This window comes from Neobacillus niacini, from assembly GCF_023715785.1.
Classification (GTDB): domain Bacteria; phylum Bacillota; class Bacilli; order Bacillales; family Cytobacillaceae; genus Neobacillus; species Neobacillus niacini_E.
The window spans coordinates 487151-504540 of sequence record NZ_JAMBOX010000001.1; the positions used below are offsets into that span (position 1 = coordinate 487151).

At 46.0% G+C, this 17390-nt stretch carries 14 protein-coding genes; 4 read left to right on the forward strand and 10 right to left on the reverse strand.

The genetic code is table 11. The features are described from left to right. Positions 1–393: 393 nt before the first annotated feature. The 8 genes from M3234_RS02350 to M3234_RS02385 all read right to left on the reverse strand — a co-directional run bounded on the left by M3234_RS02350 (position 394) and on the right by M3234_RS02385 (position 8480). Positions 394–1320: an aminopeptidase gene (locus M3234_RS02350; protein WP_262303137.1), complete on the reverse strand. Its 927-nt coding sequence runs from the start codon at positions 1318–1320 to the stop codon at positions 394–396. A gap of 18 nt (positions 1321–1338) precedes the next feature. Continuing rightward, a complete protein-coding gene (locus tag M3234_RS02355; RefSeq protein ID WP_262303138.1) occupies positions 1339–2100 on the reverse strand; it encodes an IclR family transcriptional regulator in 762 nt (253 codons plus the stop codon). A 213-nt stretch (positions 2101–2313) separates the two neighbouring features. Next, entirely contained in the window at positions 2314–3582 is a 1269-nt protein-coding gene (locus tag M3234_RS02360) for a M20 family metallopeptidase (protein ID WP_262303139.1), read from the reverse strand. Next, positions 3579–4529, reverse strand: a complete 951-nt coding sequence (locus tag M3234_RS02365; protein ID WP_262303140.1) for a DUF1177 domain-containing protein — start codon at positions 4527–4529, stop codon at positions 3579–3581. Before M3234_RS02365 ends, M3234_RS02360 begins: the two co-directional genes overlap by 4 nt. A 100-nt stretch (positions 4530–4629) precedes the next feature. Next, positions 4630–5598, reverse strand: coding sequence for an ABC transporter ATP-binding protein (locus M3234_RS02370; protein ID WP_262303141.1), 969 nt, complete (start codon positions 5596–5598; stop codon positions 4630–4632). Next, positions 5591–6604, reverse strand: a complete 1014-nt coding sequence (locus M3234_RS02375; protein ID WP_285858195.1) for an ABC transporter ATP-binding protein — start codon at positions 6602–6604, stop codon at positions 5591–5593. Before M3234_RS02375 ends, M3234_RS02370 begins: the two co-directional genes overlap by 8 nt. 20 nt (positions 6605–6624) lie before the next feature. Then, positions 6625–7518, reverse strand: a complete 894-nt coding sequence (locus M3234_RS02380; protein WP_262303143.1) for an ABC transporter permease — start codon at positions 7516–7518, stop codon at positions 6625–6627. Beyond that, positions 7518–8480: an ABC transporter permease gene (locus M3234_RS02385; RefSeq protein WP_262303144.1), complete on the reverse strand. Its 963-nt coding sequence runs from the start codon at positions 8478–8480 to the stop codon at positions 7518–7520. Before M3234_RS02385 ends, M3234_RS02380 begins: the two co-directional genes overlap by 1 nt. A 297-nt stretch (positions 8481–8777) precedes the next feature. Between M3234_RS02385 and M3234_RS02390 the strand changes: the two genes are divergently transcribed. The 4 genes from M3234_RS02390 (at position 8778) to M3234_RS02405 (ending at position 13488) form a co-directional block, all read left to right on the forward strand. Continuing rightward, positions 8778–10394, forward strand: a complete 1617-nt coding sequence (locus M3234_RS02390) for an ABC transporter substrate-binding protein (protein WP_262303145.1) — start codon at positions 8778–8780, stop codon at positions 10392–10394. A gap of 165 nt (positions 10395–10559) precedes the next feature. Beyond that, positions 10560–11648 carry an amidohydrolase family protein gene (locus M3234_RS02395; RefSeq protein WP_262303146.1) on the forward strand — a complete coding sequence of 363 codons (1089 nt, stop codon included), beginning with the start codon at positions 10560–10562 and terminating at the stop codon, positions 11646–11648. Positions 11649–11656: 8 nt separating this feature from the next. Beyond that, positions 11657–12832: an amidohydrolase gene (locus tag M3234_RS02400; protein ID WP_285858197.1), complete on the forward strand. Its 1176-nt coding sequence runs from the start codon at positions 11657–11659 to the stop codon at positions 12830–12832. Then, the gene (locus tag M3234_RS02405; RefSeq protein ID WP_262303147.1) at positions 12817–13488 is read left to right on the forward strand and encodes an AroM family protein; all 672 of its coding nucleotides are present in this window, start codon (positions 12817–12819) and stop codon (positions 13486–13488) included. Before M3234_RS02400 ends, M3234_RS02405 begins: the two co-directional genes overlap by 16 nt. A 733-nt stretch (positions 13489–14221) precedes the next feature. Here the strand turns inward: M3234_RS02405 and M3234_RS29500 are convergent. Together M3234_RS29500 and M3234_RS02415 are read right to left on the reverse strand one after the other, a co-directional pair. After that, positions 14222–15988, reverse strand: coding sequence for a DUF5011 domain-containing protein (locus M3234_RS29500; protein WP_262303148.1), 1767 nt, complete (start codon positions 15986–15988; stop codon positions 14222–14224). A 406-nt stretch (positions 15989–16394) separates the two neighbouring features. Continuing rightward, positions 16395–17339: an aldo/keto reductase family protein gene (locus M3234_RS02415; RefSeq protein ID WP_262303149.1), complete on the reverse strand. Its 945-nt coding sequence runs from the start codon at positions 17337–17339 to the stop codon at positions 16395–16397. Between the last annotated feature and the right edge of the window lie 51 nt (positions 17340–17390).

A 17390-nucleotide genomic window follows, 5' to 3' on the forward strand; every position in this document is an offset into this window, starting at 1 on the left:
GCAGCAATCATAACAACGTGGTACAGTACTGTTTATCCAATGGAATCGATATGCCACAAAGTGCATATTTTATAGCATTATTTCGAGGCCAAAGTAACATGGTAATGCTAGTGCGGACATCAATTATATGGATGAAGGCGAATCCGTGGTCGATGTGGCACTAGCTGAGGGGCATAAAGATATAGCTTCATATTTAAATAGACCTGGCGGTTGTAAACACAAAGGGCAATAGGGGCCTCTCTCGAAAATGCATCAAAACTATATTTTTGCTCCGAAACATTCAAAAAGCCAAGCGAATGCCTGGCTCAAGTTATTTCTCTTGCCGCATTCGGGAAATCTGCCTGAAATAGTGTGCCATATCCATCCAAGCTCCCTTTGAAATATCTAGCTATTTCAAATACCCAGTGTCCGGCCATCAATCGTTACGACAGGGTCTTTTATGACGCAATCAATATGGACACCAGCTTCGTTTGTTCCACCGAAGGGTTTGTTACTGCCAAATGCGATATGGACAGTGCCAAAGACCTTTTCATCTTCAAGGACATTGCCAGTCAGACGGGCTTTTTTATTGGTGCCAATCCCAAATTCAGCGATTATCCGGCCATTTCCTTCACCCAATAAATCCAACAGCCGTTTGCCGTCATCACCAGAAGCATCTTTTAATCGTCCATTTATAAGCGTTAACGTAACAGGTTCTTTCAAGACACCAATTCCCGCAATCGACCCATCCACGACAATGGTCCCATTAGCGGAGTCTTCAAGTGGCGCAATATAGCTTTCTCCAGAAGGAAGGTTACCGGATTCACCTTTTTTGCGAAAAATTCCGGTACTCGGAATCCCGTTTCTTCCTTTTATGGAAAAGCTTAATGTTGCATTCCCTTTTTCAATGGTAACCTGTTCCCCTGCATCAAGAATTTTACAATAATAATCGGTCAACTGCTCGACCTCTAAATAGTCGGCTGTAATCGCACCTTCTTGCAGCATATCCAGCGTCACTCCCGGCATCGTAGCCACACGTGCACCATGGGCAGAGGCTTCCTTTCTTGCACTAGTATGAGTGAGAGAATGACAGGTAATACAAAGGACTACCTCCGCTGTCTTCATGGCCTCAGCCACTGTCCGAGGCGGCTCCTCACCAGATTTGCTGCGTGTCTTCATTTTCATTAGCTGTGTTTCATTTCCTGACGCAAGCCCAGCTTGATAAAAAATCTCGGCAATTTCTGCCGATTCCGCATCTGTTACAATTAAAATCTGCTCGTTTTCCTTCAGATTCAAATTCTGGTTCAAAATTGATTGTGCAACCTTTATCAATGCATTCATGCTAGTTCCTCCATGTCCTTACACTCTTAAATTCAGTTGATATCTCCGAATAATCTCACCAATTTCATCCCGTGTCACTCTTAAAAGCGGGAGGTACTCCTGGATTTTTTCATCGGTCATTCGATAAATCGGGCCGGATACGGTGACAGATCCAACAATGTCACCGCCATCAAATAATGGAACCGCGATGGCAATGACATCTGCTGTATACTCACCCTGGCTTTTGCCCCAGCCTTCTTCCCTGATTTTGCGGAGCTCAGCTCTAAGCTCATCCGGGTCCGTCATGGTTGTATTGGTGTATTTCACTAATCCGTTTCGAATAATCGATTCCGTCATCTCATCAGGCAAATAGGCGAGAATGGTCCGATAGGATGCGCCAACATATAAAGGTGCCCTGCTTCCAGCAGAGACGGAGAACTTTACTTTATTTTCAGGTTCGACGACTTCAAGCGTGACAGCTTCATCGCGGTCCAATACCGTCAGAAAAATCGATTCCCCTGTTTCGTCCCTTAACCGTTCAAGGATCGGGCGGATTAAACTATTCACATTTAAGCTCTCATACATAATCATGCCAAGTTCCCAAGTCGCATATCCCAAGGAATACTTTTTGGTTGTTTTGTCCTTTGAAATAAATCTATTTTTTTCTAAGGTTTCTAGAATCCTATAAATATTGGTATGGTTCATACCAAGTTCATTTGCCAGTTCTCTTCCACCCCAAACCGGCTTTTCTCTAGTAAACATCATTAGCACTTTGAGTGCCAAATCTAACGTTTTTAACATGAGGAATAAAGTCCCCTTTCCACAGGCAATGGTGAGCGTTTTCAAAGTAAGTCGTAACTAGCTTTATTACATATTTAATCACAATAAAATGCAAGTGTTTTATCACAATAAGAAACAGTTATTCCTCTAAACTGTAAAGGGAAAAAGGGCTTAGAGGAATAACTGCTATCAAAATCCTGGGCAGCGTGTAGTAAGGCGCCGCCGGTATCTGAATTATTGTTCAAACAGAAAATCAATGACCGCTGCGGCGTAAACCTTGGCACAGCGAACGATATCCTCAACGCGAACCCTTTCGTTATAGCCATGGATGGTCGGTAAATAGGCTGGTCCGTATTGAAGGACCGGGATGTTGTAATCTCTGAAGTGGCGCGCATCGCTGCTCGCCCACTGCATCACGCCGTATGCCTCTTCGCCGGTCACATAGGAAATGTTGTCGACGATGGCCTTACACACCGGATCGCTCGCAGGTGTATAGTTGGCATGGCTGCGGAACCCGAATGGGCGGATTTCATAGCGGATGCCCAGTTCATCGAGGTTCTTCTTTAAGTAGGCTGTTACCTCATCACGGGTCACCCCGAATGGCAGGCGGCAATCAACCTGAACCTTACAGCTTTCAGGAATAACGTTGGATTTTGTTCCGCCTTGGATGGTGCCAATATTGACTGTGATTTTTTCTAAAACCGGCTGGAACCTCTCGCGCTCTTTTTCAACCTCACGCATATACTTTTTGGAAACATCGATTAAGCCTTGAACCTCTTCAGGAATCGTAATTTCGAGATCCCATAGGGTTCTGATTTTTTCAATGGCTGCAATGGCATCGGTGATGGCATTGTTTCCAGCCAACGGTGACAAACTACCATGGCCGGGCTCACCGAATACCTCAAGCTCGAACCAGTACGAACCTTTCTGTCCGATGGTCGGATTTAGCCAGGAGGAAGGCTCGGCAATCAATGCGCCATCCCCTTTAATCAGGCCGTTTTCCAGTAGCCAAGGGACCCCGAACTCACCGCCGGTTTCTTCATCGGGAACGATGGCCAGTGTCAGCTTGCCAGGAAGCTCGACATGAAGGCGTTTTAATAAGGCGTAAGCAAAAATAATTCCGCCAAGGCCAGCTTTCATGTCGCTCGCGCCGCGGCCGAGCAGCCAGCCGTCTTTCACTTCACCGGAAAATGGATCAAAATCCCACTTTGACAGATCACCTGCCGGCACAACATCGGTATGGCCGCAATAGATAAGATGCTTGCCCTCGTCCTGGCCAATGCTGGAGATAAGGTTAAACATTTTATCAGTCGATTCATGCCAATCGGTTTTCAAGTCAAATTGTGCCAGATAATCGGCAATAAATTGTGAGATTTCTGTTGAGTCTCCCGGAGGGTTTTCACTTGGAATCTTTATTAAGTTGCTGCACAGTTCAATCAATTCATCCTGTCTGGCTTCGACTTCATCGATTAATTGTTGTTTTAATGCAGTTAAATCAGTCATCCTGCCGTCACCTGATTTCCTTTTGTTTGTAAATGCGTCATTTTCCCATATAACTGCTCTAAGCGGCTGAATTCTTCCGCATCATAGAAAGCACACTTATTTTCGCCGTAAAGTTTAGCCACTTCGATCACAAAGCGGACAACCTGCTCTACATCTGTTGGATGAGTTGCACCAGTTCCGCAGCCAGCTACTGCCGTTTCCGTCGTGATGGCTACACCGACTACCGGGCTCTTGGTTGCAACCGCAGGCTGGAGAATGCTATTAACATGGTATACACCGTTACCATACGGAGTAATATCCTGTGTCGTAATGGGCAGGGTAACTGGCAGAATGCCTGCTGATTGGGTGTAAACATGCAGTAAATCAGTGCTGATTTTTAAAATATAGCCTTCCTTGACAGTTGGTGTGATCGCGAAGCCTTTATGATTGGTGATCATATTGCCTTTGGTGGTATCGATCGATAGAATGGCGTCCATTTCCTCAGTCACTTCATGCTGGTTCATCGCGAGGATGTCGACCGGTGAATCCATGAATGGAACAGGATCATGCGGCAAGGTTGGCGCAGTCGGACAAATGTGAGTCGTTAGGATGACATCGCCTTTCAGGCGGTCGCCTTTGCCGGCCATATCCAATAGTTTCGCTGCCGCGGCAACACAGGACAGTGCTCCATCGCCGTCAGATACAAAGCCTTTTACCTCCGGACGGGCACCGATGCCGCCGAGACGGCCGATAATGCCTAAAGTAGGGGCATCTCCCCCCGTGGATTTTCCATCTTCACCTGGGACGACGATTTTGATGAAGTCAGTCGAGCCTTTTTTTCCTTCAACCGTTTCAACGGTAATTTCACCATAGGTCGAGATGGCCTCAAGGTGTTTTTTAACATCCTCTCCTGTTACATGAACACTATCTAACACTTCCAATAATTCCATTACATGCTTTAACGACATAGTATAAAACCCTCCGATTTATAGTAAGTGTGAGTGTGGGCATCGACACATCTCGGTTGATGCCGACAAAACTCAGGTGGTGCCTGTCACTGTTCGGTTTTTAATAGAGGTGACAGGCTACCGTCTGTTTACTTTCGTGTTGTTTTAGATGCGGTACTTTTGTTTTGCAGCTTTCGGTTGCATGCGGACAGCGCAGGTGGAAATGACAGCCGGATGGCGGGTTCACCGGACTGGGCACATCGCCTTTTAATAGAATCCGTTCCTTCTTTTCATATGGACTTTCCTTTGGCACCGCCGACAGCAGTGCTTTCGTATACGGGTGGAGCGGGTTTTGGTAGATTTCTTCGTACGTGCCCATTTCCACGATTCTCCCCAAATACATGACGGCAATTCGGTCACACATATAGCGGACCACATTTAAATCGTGCGAGATAAATATATACGTAAGCTTGAACTGTTTCTGCAAATCTTTTAATAGATTAATAACCTGTGCCTGCACCGAAACATCCAGGGCAGAGACTGGTTCATCGCAAATAATCACATCGGGGTTTAACGCGAGCGCGCGGGCGATATTGATCCGCTGGCGCTGCCCGCCGGAAAATTCGTGCGGATAACGGTCAGCATGGTAGCTGCTTAGTCCGACGACATCGAGCAATTCATAGACGCGCTCCAGACGCGACTGCTTCGTACCGACGTTATGAATTTCCAGTGGCTCTGCAATCAGCTGTTTTATCGTTTTTCTCGGGTCCAGTGACGCATAAGGATTTTGAAACACCATTTGAATGGATTTTCTTGTTGCGCGGATGTCCTTTGTCCCCATGACCGCCAAATCCTGGCCATTAAACAAAACCTTGCCTTCAGTAGGGCGGATCAATTGGTTAATCAGCCGCGCCATCGTTGACTTGCCGCAACCGGATTCACCGACAATCCCGAGCGTTTCGCCACGGAACACCTCAAAGTTGACACCGTCGACAGCTTTGACGCTTTGGGTTGATTTTTTAAACGGAAGCGCGGACTGGATCGGAAAATGCTTTTTCAAGTTTTCTACTTTAATAATCGTTTCAGCCATGATAAGCCTTCTCCTTTCTCTCCAGCCGAGTCGCTTTTGTTTGGAAATGGCAGGAGGCAAAATGGCCTTCCTCAACTTCAATCAGCTCCGGCTTCTGCGACCGGCAGAGATCCTGTGCATAGGAGCAGCGTTCGGCAAAGTGGCAGCCCTTGATCTCCTGGCGCAAATCCGGCGGCGTCCCCGGAATGGCCGACAGCTTCTCCTCGTTGCCGATTTCACTCGTAATCTGGGAATCTAATAATCCCCACGTATAGGGATGAAGCGGATTATCAAAAATCGCTTTGACACTGCCCGATTCCACGGTGTTTCCGGCATACATGACAATCACCTGGTCGCACATTTCCCAAACGACCCCTAAGTCATGGGTAATCATAATAATCGACGTGTTAATGGTATCCTGAAGATTCCTCATTAAATCCAAAATTTGGGCCTGAACCGTCACATCAAGTGCCGTTGTCGGTTCGTCGGCAATTAACAGCTTTGGATTACAGGCAAGGGCGATCGCAATCATCACCCGTTGACGCATGCCCCCTGAAAATTCATGAGGATACATATCGATGCGCTTTTCCGCCTCCGGGATGCCAACGAGCTTTAACATGTCAATCGCGGCCTGCTTGGCTTCTTTTTTTGAAACCTTACGATGCGTGCGAATCGATTCCATGATTTGGTTTCCAACCGTAAACACGGGATTCAAGCTTGTCATCGGATCCTGGAAGATCATCGAAATCTCATTGCCTCGGACCGCGCGCATTTGTTTTTCCGATAGCGCCAAGAGGTCTTTCCCGTCAAACTGAATTTTCCCGCCGGCAATTTTTCCGGGAGGGTTTGGAATCAGCCGTAGCAGCGCGGTGGCCGTCACACTTTTACCGGAACCAGACTCCCCGACAATGCCGAGCGTTTCTTTCTTCTTCAAGGTAAAACTAACGCCATTCACAGCTTTCACAACAGAAGATGAAGAGCGAAAATGCACTTCCAAATCATCAACTTTTAATAATACATCTGACATTGGCATTCACCTCCTAGCTTCTACACTTTCATTTTTGGATCGAGGGCGTCTCGCAGCCCGTCGCCGAATAAATTGATGCCAAGGACTGTAAGCAAAATTGCAAACCCGGAGAAGGTTGCCATATGAGGGCTCAAGACTAAAAAGTCTTTTCCGTCCTTTAAAATACTGCCCCATGATGCAGTCGGAGGCTGGACGCCCAGTCCCAAGAAGCTGAGCGCAGCTTCCGAAATAATCGCACCGGCCACGCTCATCGTTCCATACACAATTAACGGAGCCGTACAGTTTGGCAAGACATGTTGAAAAATAATTCGCCCGTTTGTGGCGCCAAGCGATTTTGTTACTTCAATAAATTCCTCTTCCTTCACACTAAGAACCTGGCCGCGGACAATTCTCGCAAACCCCGGAATATTGGCAACCCCGATCGCGATGATCACGTTTAACAAGCCTTGGCCTAACACGGTCATTAATGTAATGGCTAAGAGGATAAACGGAAAAGCGAATAATCCATCCATCGTCCTCATGATGATGGAATCAAGACGTCCGCCAAAATAACCGGAAACCAGTCCAAGCAGCGTGCCGAAAAAGGCGCCGAATACCACGGCAGAAACCCCGACGATCAAGGAAATCCGCGCCCCATAAACAAGGCGGCTAAACAAATCCCTGCCATAGTTATCGGTTCCCAATAGATGACCTTCAGAGCCGGGTACCGCAAGGGAATTGGCCACATCCATTTCGTTCGGCGGATGCGTAGCAATCCACGGGGCAAAAATGGCGATAACGACCATGATGAATGTAATGGACAGTCCGATTGCGGCAAGGCGGTTGCGAATCAGCTTTTTAAATAAACCTGCCTCTTTTTTCACCTTGTTATTTTGCGGATTGGCAGGAGTGATGGAAGTTTCAACTGCAGCCATTATTTTGTCCCTCCCTTGCTGGTGAAGTTAACGCGCGGATTTACAACCTTATACATAATGTCTACAAATAAATTAACGAGCACGAAAATCACGGCGATAAACAGAACCGTTCCTTGAACGACAACAAAATCTCGCTTATCAATGGCATCGACAATTAAACGGCCCATCCCCGGCCAGCTAAAAATCGTTTCTGTCAATACGGCACCGCCAAGCAAACTGGAAATTTGCATACCGAGCACCGTTAAAAGCGGCGTAAGCGCATTTTTGAACGCATGCTTGCAAATAACCCAAAACTCACCCAACCCTTTGGAACGGGCAGTTTTAATATAATCCTGCGAGATGACCTCAAGCATGCTCGAACGGGTAATCCTCGCAAACGTCGCCATTGGAATGGTTGCCAGCGTAATGCTCGGCAGCACCAGATGCTTCAAATACGTGATCAGCCCCTCATCCATCGAGCCCATACCGGTTGCCGGGAACCAGCCCAAGTTTACACTAAAGTAAAGAACGAGCATGACCCCTAGCCAGAAAATCGGCATGGAGACACCTATTAAAGACACGAGCATAACAGAATAATCTAATAGAGAATTTTGTTTGGATGCAGATATAATCCCCGCAGGAACACCAACCATAAACGCAATAATGAGAGCACTGATTGCTAGAATAAGCGTATTCGGGAACCGATCCATAATTAATTGGATAATTGGTTCATTATACGTAAGCGATACGCCAAAGTCCCCGCGCAGCAAATCTCCAATATAGTTTAGAAACTGTACATATAACGGAGCATTTAATCCAAGGCTTTCTCGCAAAGCTTCTACTTCCTCGACACTGGCCTGAGGCCCAAGCATAACCGCTGCCGGATCCCCGGGAATTAATCGGGTAATAATGAAAACAATCACTGCAACAACCGCAATCGTCGGCAGAAGATCAATCAGCCTTCTAATAATATACTTCCCCATAAGCTGCCTCCCTTTTTAAAAATAATTGTTTGCTAGATGTAGAGTTATAAGTGGAAAAATGAAGTTTCACCATTCGAAACAACTGAACCGCCATTTGAACCACTGTTTCAGTATCTGAATTGAGAATTAGTTTACCATTGGCAGAAAAGGTTGTAAATAAGGAAAAATCAAAACTTAACATATTTTTAAAAAAGTTAAAAAACTTATTTACTGATTATTTACAATATGATAAAGTATTTTTCAAAGTTCAATATTTGAAATGCCGTTTCACAATCTGAATCAATTGGGGGAGAAATCATGAAAGGTAAACGTATTAGCCGTTGGATGTTTTTAGTAGTCGCCTCTCTTGTATTGGCACTTACCGCCTGTTCATCAGGATCGAATTCAGGGACTCCATCTAAGTCTTCTGGAGAAAAATCTGCAGACGCAGGCAAGCCTCAGGATGGAGGAGAATTAAAGGTCGGTCTTTCGGCCAACCCAAAAACGATGGACCCGATTAAATATACCGGAGTCTATGAATCTCAGGTGATGCGCTCAGTTGCCGATACATTGGTCGCGTATAATAAGGAACTAAGCGAATTTATCCCTGCCCTTGCGACAGAATGGAAAGTATCTGATGATATGAAGGTTTATACCTTTACATTGCGTGACGATGCATACTTCCAGCCTGGCGAATATCAAGATGGACGCAAAATGACGGCGGAGGATGTAAAGTACAGCCTTGAACGTTCAGCGAAAGAATCCGCGATGAACCGCCTGCGCGGTGTTGAAAGCGTAGAAGTTACCGGAGAAAACGAGGTTGCGATTCATTTGGCAGAGCCAAATGCTGCGTTAATGCCAATGTTAACCGATGCCGGTAACGTAATTGTTCCAAAAGAAGAAGTAGAAGGCTGGGGTGACCAATTCGGCAGCCATTTAGTCGGAACAGGTCCATTCCAAATCGCAAGCTGGGATAAAGATTCCCAAGTCAAGCTTGTTCGCCATGAAAAATATTGGGGTGAAAAGCCGCATCTTGATGGAGTCGTTTTCAAAATTATCCCTGATCCAAACATGATGGTAAACTCTTTACGCTCCGGTGATATTCATATCGGTATGGACGTGAAAGGACAAAACCGTGAACTTGTGAAGCAGGATAGCAAGCTGGAACTTCTTTCAAAACCAGCGCTTTCGTTAACTTACTTAGATCTGAACAACAAAAAAGGGCCGACAGCGGATCCAAAGGTTCGTGAAGCCATTTATAAAGCAACGGATGTCGAGGAAATTGTAAAAGGCGTTAACAAATGGGGCGGAGCCCAAAAGTCGTTTATGCCGCTTCCGCCAGACTCTTGGGGATATAGCAAAGATCTGGAAAAACTCACACCGACTTTCGATCCAAAAGCGGCGAAAGAACTTCTTGCCGAAGCCGGTTTCCCAGATGGCTTTAAAACTGAACTTTATCTGGCTGAAGCCCGTGTACCATACGGAACCATTTTCCAAAACCAAATGAAAAAGAACCTAAACATTGATGTTGAACTAAAAGTAGTAGAATGGGGAACCTATAGCGATACAGTAGCGAAGGGAAATGCACCGATGTCAATCGGCGGCTGGACATGGTATCCAGATCCATATTTCTTCTTATTCCAGCTGTACCACACAAAGCAAATTGGCGCACTTGGAAACGGTAAGGGCTACTCTAACCCAGAAGTGGACAGCCTGTTAGACAGAGCTGTTTCTGAAACGGTCGATCAAGGTGAACGTGCGAAGCTGTACCAGCAGGCACTGGAAATCATCTTGAAAGATGTACCGCGCATTGAGTTAGACACCGTGGATGCAACTGCAGGTATCAGCCAAAACGTCCAAGGATTCGATGTGTCACCAGACTTTTCCTTGCAAATCGTGAATCCAAATGGCACGAATGTTTGGTTGAAGAAATAAAACTGACTTTAGACGGGCGAGTCATCTAGAATATCACTTGCAGATTGCGGCTATCTGAGACAGTGATGTTTGAATTAGCCGCCAGCCGGATGGGGCCCAATCCAGAAAAGTAGAGATGCTGCATCTCTACTTTTCTTCTATTCTATTGGAAAGAAGGGAATGCAAATGGCGGTTACCGCTATTAAAAATGCAAATGTATATCAGGAGGCAACCGGTGAGTTTGCTGTGCAAACGATTTTAATAGAAGAAGGCCGGATTTTGAACGTCCTCTCCACCCATGACGATGTTCCGGAAACCGATTGGATCGATGCGGCAGGACTTTATGTAACGCCAGGGTTCATTGACACCTGCTCGCAAATCGGCTTAAAGGAAACCGGGATTCGCTGGGAAGGAAATGACGGCTATGAGCCCGGAGAGGAAGACGGGTTCACATTTCAGGTCGCAGATGGGATTTATCCGTTCGATCAAGCGTTTAACGATGCGATTGCCTTCGGTGTCACCACGGTCCATATTGTTTCGGGGCCAGAAGCTGTGGTCGGCGCCCAAACGGCTGTTATTCATACTTCCGGAAAAACGGTAGATGAAATGATCATCGTACCGAAACTCGGGTTTAGTTTTTCCATGGGGGATGTTCCGAAGAATGCCTATTGGGAGCAGACGAAGACCCCCCTCACCCGAATGGGAATTGCGTTACGGATCCGTGAGGCACTGAAAAAAATCCAAAGTACGGAAGGCCTCGAGGACAATCCGGTCTTTATTCGCGCGCACCGGGCCGATGACATTGCCACAGCGTTTCGCATTGCCCGAGAATTCAAGCTTCCGATTGTGCTCGTGCATGGAACGGAGTATCCGTTTGTCGGGGGCCTTCCGGCGGACCAGGGTCTTACAGTTGCCGCCGGGCCATGCTTTCAGCCGATAGAGCGCGGCGAGCTGAGGCATCTTGATCCGGAACTGTATGGGGCGCTGTTTCATGCGGAGATACCGTTCACCTTTGCCACCGACCATCCCGTTGCCTCGGTGACGCATTTGCAAAAGGAAGGCGCACTGGCATTGAAGGCAGGCGTTCCCGAGCGGGTCATTCTGAACGGGCTGACCAAGGATGCGGCCAAGCTATTAAAAATTGACCACCTAACCGGACGGCTGGAACCAGGGCTGTTTGCCGATCTTGTCGTATGGAATAAGCATCCTTTGGACTTAACGGCGCGGGCTGTTCGGACGTTTATTAAAGGCAAAGAAGTATACAGATGGGAGTGAGTCAAAAGATGGTAACGGTTTTTCGCGGAGCGACGATTTTAACAATGGATGAAAAAAATACGGTATTTCGGAACGCCGACCTTTGGGTGCAGGACGGGAAGATTGTGAGAGTGGGCGTTAGCTCGGAGATTCCTGCGGATGCCGAGGTGATTGATGCAGAGGGGCAAGTCATTACCCCCGGGTTGATTGATATCCATACGCATGTCGGGATTTGGGCCGAAATTGATGAACGCATCAATGATGCCTGCGAATACTCGAGCCCGTTCACCCCGTTGATGTCTGCGCTTGACGGCATCAACAACCGCCACTTTTCGTTTCAGCAGGCCCGCAAAGGCGGCGTGACAACGGTTCAGACCGGGACTGGTAGCGCCAATCCGATTGGCGGGATATGGACGATTTTAAAAACAGCCGGCAGCTCACTGGAAGAGATGATTGTCGTGGAGAAAAGCGGCTTGAAGGGCGCGCTTGGGGAAAATCCGAAGAATGTCTTCGGCCAGTCCTATAAGAAAACGCCGCAAACAAGGATGGCAGTAGCCCAGCTGATTCGCAAGGGATTTCAACAGGCGCTCGAACTGACTGACGCCGAGCGTGCGGCGGCTCTAGAAAGCGGAACAGAGCTTGCCCCCTTTATCGAGGTGCTCGAAGGAACCATGCCGCTCCACCTCCACTGCCACCGCGCGGATGATATCGCCACTGCGATTCGGATTGGCAAGGAATTTGGCGTCAAGCTTAGCCTGGAACATTGTACGGAAGGCCACATGATGCTAGAGGCGATCAAGGAAAGCGGCGCCAGTGTCACCTTGGGGCCATATATGCTGCCGGCAACGAAATATGAGACGCGGAACTTAACGCCCGAAGCGCCAAAGCTGTTCCATGAAGCTGGCATCCCGTTTGCGATCATGACCGACCACCCGTTTATCCCAATCCATTATTTGATTTTATGTGCAACCGAGGCGGTTCGTTATGGGTTAGATGAAGTGACGGCATTGCGGAGCATTACAAGTCAAGCGGCGAAGCTTGTCGGGATTGACGACCGGGTCGGGTCGCTCGAGTCGGATAAAGATGCGGACTTTGTCATCTGGTCGCATCATCCATTTGAAAGTCGTGCGAATGTGCTGGCTACTTATATTAATGGAAACAAAGTGTATGATAAGGAGCTGGAACCGACATGGCGCCGGCAATAGGGGTCATAACCATTGGCCAAACGCCTAGAGTGGATATGATTCCCGCCATCAGCGGCTTTTTCCCACAAGGAACCACCATCATTGAAAAAGGGGTTCTTGACGGTAAATCGGCTGAGGAAATCATGGACCTTGCCCCTGAACACGGGGAGACAACCTTGGTGTCCCGGCTGCGGGACGGAGGAAGTGCGGTTATGGCAAAGGAAAAAATCCTTCCAGTGATCCAAGGGCTCATTGATGAGTTGAATCAGGAAGATGTTTCTTTGATTATTCTTGCCTGCACGGGAAAGTTCCCGCTTTTTAAAAGCAAGATACCGATTGTCTATCCGGATCACCTGCTAAACCATGTGGTAAAGGGCTTATTTCATGATGGACTAGTAGGAGTGGTCGTTCCTCTCCCTGAACAAGCAGAATCAATCATGTATAAATGGAAGAGCGCCGATTTTCTTGCCATACCGATGGCTAGCTCGCCTTATTCTTTTCAAGAGGATGCATTTATAAAGGCAATCCAACAGCTTGACCAGTTTCCAATCAAAGCGATTATTCTCGATTGCATGGGATATACGGAAAAGATGAAACAAATGGCCAGGCTGTATACATCTAAACCAGTTGTCTTATCTCGAAATATGATATACAAGACAGCTGGGGAAATTTTTTAATGAAGCAGGGGGGTGTCCCCTGCTTTTCCTAGTATATGTACGGAACTTCTTGCGTAAAAAGAATCGCAAATAGTCATGTAGGAATATACATCATTACCATTATTTTTGGCCCTTTATCATACGGAGAATTCCAATGACAATCTTCGGTGTTTTACGTCAAATTGTTGATCGCGGGCAACCTAACCAAACGTTGGCTTAACTAGCTTTGAAGCATTGTCACTGGTAGTTTTTTTTATCCACTATCATAAAAATGCTTGTCGACTAGACAAACGTTTAAGTACATTCATTGGAAACGTTAAAAAATAAAAGTTTCCTGCCTCATTCTCGCAAAAACTTTGTTGAAGCCTGCCTGAAAAAAGGCAACTCATTTCCGGCATGTTCTACACAACCTGCCCAATCCGATTATTCTCTACATAATCCGCCTTTGCCAATCCTAGTTAAACGTTTGGATAAGGGCCACATCAATCTTAATTTATCTGATTTTTATACTCTATTCCGCCCAAAAATTTGTCATTTAATCAAACGTTTGGCCAGTTTCAGAGTAAACTCTGCTCGTGACTGTATTTATATCTTTTACAACAGAAGAAGAATGTCGAAACCTTGTATTCAGCAAATATACTCAATAGCCGCGTTGGCATCCGTCAATAATGAACTCAATACTGCCAAAAAAGAGCCATGCCTCATAGCACGACTCTAACACTTCACATCAATAATTTGGGGTCCAACCCTAAAATCATTGAGTTCTTCTTACTCGTTTAAAATACATGAATGCACCTGCTAGAATGAAAAGACTACCCACTAGAAGCCAGTTATATAGATTCGTAGCCGTATCTGGCAGCGGCCCTTTCGCGTCGTCCTGCTGTGAACCTCCTGCATTTTCTTTTTGCGGTGAGGCCGCCGCTTCTTTTGCTTTCACTTGAACGATGCGTGTGACTTCTGCTTTATTGCCGGCACTGTCCGTTACACGATACACAAGGTGATAGTCGCCAGGCTTATTGGCATCTACTTGACCAGTCACCGTCACTTTATCGGTCAAATCACCATCGACATTATCCTTGGCGGTCACGCCTGGGTCGGTAAACGTGCTTCCTTGCTGGATGGATAGTGGGTTATCGCCCAATAACGTGATCACAGGACCAGTTTGATCGACTACCTTAACGGTCCGTGTAGCTTCCGCTTGATTACCTGCTTTGTCCGATACACGATAGACAAGCTGATAGTCACCTGGTTTGTTAACATCGACTTGACCTGCCACCGTCACTTTATCGGTCAAATCCCCATCAACATTGTCATTGGCGGTCACGCCCGGGTCGGTAAATGTACCTCCTAGTGGAATCGTTAACGGGTTGTCTCCCTTCATGGTAATGGCCGGCGCAACAACATCCTTCACAACCTGGGAGGTGGATAAAGCGAGTACGCTGTCTACTGGGCCGCCATCACTTCGAATAATTCCCTTAACCGTAAATTCATAGGTTTGCCCGACAGCCAAACCTTTCACATCATAGGTCGTTTCGTTTTTGGTTACCTCCGCAATTGGCTGATCATCCTGGAAAATACGATAGCCCATTACATCACCAAATACCGCTGGCCAGCTTAGCCCAACAATTCCATCCCCGGTTTGTGCTGCCGTTAGTTTTGGCAAATTGACGTTTACTGTACCAAATGGAGTGGTGCCTGTCTTTAAATCCAAAGCAAAGCTGCCCTTATTCCAAACATCAGGATTGATGAACGCAAGAACAGCCGCGACCCCATCCTTGGGTGAATCGGTATTTGCCGCTAGCCCATTCGGATTATCGCTATCTAGTAATGTATTGATGGCTGTAGTACTCGTCTGATGAGTTTCATATATATTTGCAAATTTTTCAAAGAAGCTATGGTCTACTTGGTAGTTTCCAAAAATCGTAGAAGTTGAATCGGAATGATTCCATCCTGGTTGATCGGCGTTAGGATCTGGCATTTCCGCAAGAGGACCAAAAGGGATACCCCAGAAAACATGATCAAAATCGTAAAAGATGACATTATTTTTCGGGCTTGCTTCACTGACAAACACATGAGTGTATCCATCCACATTTTTCTGTTGTTGATCCATAACGTTAATAGATACCACTACTTGATTTGGATTCATAGGATTAATCAATAGATTCCCGACAGATGCACCGGCCGGTATTTTGGTCGGACGGCCAACCTCGGTATCCATATCAAAATAGTGCTCGAAAGGTCTATCTGTTCCTACACGGTATCTAGGCACCCAGAAAAGCGACTGGCCATTCTGCGATGACTCGATAAATCCGCCTACCGTAACAGACTCATCAACCTCCGTACGGATATTGTCTTCATTACTTACGTCTGTTCGTGAGGTCGTCCCATCCTCATTTTGCAAATAAAACTTTTCTTCGCTCGTAAGCTCTCCCCTAAAAACCGCGGTACACCCCGATAGAACTCCTAACAGAACCAAAACACTAATCATACTAATAAACTTTCTTCTCTGTTTTCCCTTCACACGCATACCCCTTTACTAATTAATACAAGATAAATTTCGTATATGTTACCATTTTTTACAAACAATACTATAATTTTACACAACTATTAGACTATTGTATATAAAATCTGACAAATTCCGTGAACTGCTTGGTTTTATTTGCGTGTTTTCGGCGTTTATTTGCGCAATTGCACTTTTATTTGCGTTAACCGCGATTCGTTACAGCGATCGGTTTTTATTCGACACTTACCTTCATCATTATTCACTTCCGATCCGCCTATCCTCAGTTAGCTAAACAAGAAAATTGGGGGACTTTCCAATACTATTTATACCGAACATGAATTAACAGAAAGATTATTGAGCTGGGGGCTGAACCCAATATCAGAAAAAGGGGCCATGATGCATGGCCCCCTATCTTAAAAAATGACTATTCTAAAATGCCCTCGATTTTTTGAATAACCTCATCTGAGAGTTGAACGTCGACTGCTTTCACGTTTTCCTCCACTTGACTTGGTTTACTTGCACCAATTAATGTACTTGAAACATTCGGCTGTCTTAAAATCCATGCCAAAGCAAGAGTAGGCAATGTGATTTCCAACTCACCGGCCAACTTCTCCAGTTGGTCCACTTTTCCAAAAATCGTCTCATTCAGCATTCTTTTCATAGAACTATTAATGGATTCGTTTGATGCCCGACTATCTTCAGGAATGCTATTACCCTTGTATTTCCCTGTCAACACACCTTGAGCCAGCGGAGAAAAGACCACCTGTCCTACGCCGTATTTTTCGCTCACAGGGATGACTTCTTTTTCAATATAACGGTGGAACATGTTATATTGCGGTTGGTTCACCACAATCCGGTCTAGCAAAAATTGATCTGCCACACGAATGGCTTCTTCAATTTGGGCCGCGCTCCATTCACTAACACCCGCATAGAGGATTTTCCCTTGACGAATCAAATCATCAATGGCCCTTAAAGTTTCTGTAACTGGGGTTTCTTTATCATAGCGATGGCAGTAAAAAATATCGACATAATCTAAGTTCATTCTCTTTAAGCTGGCATTTACTTGTTCGATTACATGCTTTCTGGATAAGCCACGGTCATTAGGCCCATCTCCCATTGGCCAAAATGCTTTTGTTGTAATCACATACGACTCACGTGGATACTCCTTTAAGGCTTGAGCCATCACGCGCTCACCTTGACCACGCTCATATACATTGGCAGAATCAAAAAAGTTGATTCCTAATTCGTACGCTTTATGTATCGTCTTTTCAGCCACACCATCTTCCACTGATTTCCCATACGTTAACCAACTGCCTAAACTAATTTCACTTACTTTTAAGCCGGTTTTTCCTAATCTTCTGTATTTCATTTTCATCATTCCTCCCATCCCTGTAAGGGTTTTCTTACTCAAAAAAAGTAT